The sequence below is a fragment of the Pseudoalteromonas sp. bablab_jr011 genome (assembly GCF_016464045.1).
Lineage (GTDB): Bacteria > Pseudomonadota > Gammaproteobacteria > Enterobacterales > Alteromonadaceae > Pseudoalteromonas > Pseudoalteromonas lipolytica.
The window spans coordinates 1-1,180 of record NZ_JACDWU010000224.1 but is presented as its reverse complement, the minus strand read 5'-3'; the positions used below and the strand labels follow the sequence as shown (position 1 = coordinate 1,180).

The 1,180-nt window shown below is 42.5% G+C and carries 1 protein-coding gene; it reads right to left on the bottom strand.

Annotated features, from left to right (window positions below; translation table 11 throughout):
- Positions 1 to 164: 164 nt before the first annotated feature.
- Positions 165 to 1,031 (bottom strand): PhzF family phenazine biosynthesis protein, encoded by an 867-nt coding sequence (locus JIG41_RS13255; protein ID WP_199524904.1) that lies wholly within the window; start codon positions 1,029 to 1,031, stop codon positions 165 to 167.
- Between the last annotated feature and the right edge of the window lie 149 nt (positions 1,032 to 1,180).

Here is a 1,180-nt window from a genome sequence, read left to right as displayed (position 1 = left end):
AGAATCAATAGTAATATACAATGAAATGAGGCCGCATTTGAGTTTAGGCATGGAAACCCCAAACCAAGTGCATAAAAAAGACCAGGAGCAAAAGCTACTGGCCTTCAATTAAAACCGTCAACGTATTTTAGGACGAGACAAGATTTTTGTTTTAGATATATACACTATATTTCGATTATTTGTGTTCCGAAGCCACTGGCGTATCCACCCACTAACACCTGACTCACACCTTGTTTGTCTGATCTAACGCATGCTGAGATATGTGAAGCACACCCCATGAGTCGTCCTTGTTCAAATTTGAAATGATTAATGTGTTCAGAATAAAGATGCCTAGTTAAGTAACAAGCAAGCGCACCACTCGCGCTCCCTGTTGCCGATTCTTCTGGAATACCCACTAAAGGTGCAAAGTTTCGACAACTTGCAGTCAGCTTTTCATGCGCATCGTAAAGCTCAAATGCATGCACACCAATCACTTCATGTTGTTTACAAAAATCACTGAGAGCAGCGTTATTAACTTCAATTTTATCGAGATAGCCCCGTGGTACAGGAACGATAATATCGGGTAAACCTGTTGTGATTACGTCTACCGGTAAAGCCGTTGATGCTAAAACCGCTTCATCAACCCCCAATAATCCAGCGACCTCATGATACGCAAAGCTGCCGAGATATTTAGGTAAGGTTTGCTCCATCGTAACTTGACCGTCATTGGCAATCGTTATTCCGAGTAGACCCGCTTTGGTTCTCTGCGTGTAATTACCCGCAGCTATCACACCTTGGTTGAATAGAGTCGAAAATACAGCAAGCGTAGCATGACCACAAAAATCGACCTCTTCTGTTGTGGTAAAAAATGACACCGAAAAATCGACCTCTTCATCGTCTGATACAAAGGCCGTTTCTGAAAAGCCCACGGCTTTCGCAATAGTCAGTTTTTCCGCATCAGAAAGTTTATCCGCATTGAATACAACACCGGCAGGGTTACCTCCGCTTCCATCTGCAGTAAACGAGTTAACTAAAAATGCTTCTACTTTCATTCACACAACGGCGTTGTTTCCTAAAAGTTTGAACTATCTTGCCAGCCTGTGATCAGATCATCTATATCCTACTAGCCCGTGCAACAACAATGAGCAAAATCACAAACTGGTCTCACTATAATCAAGCCCTCGTTAACCGCGGTAATATT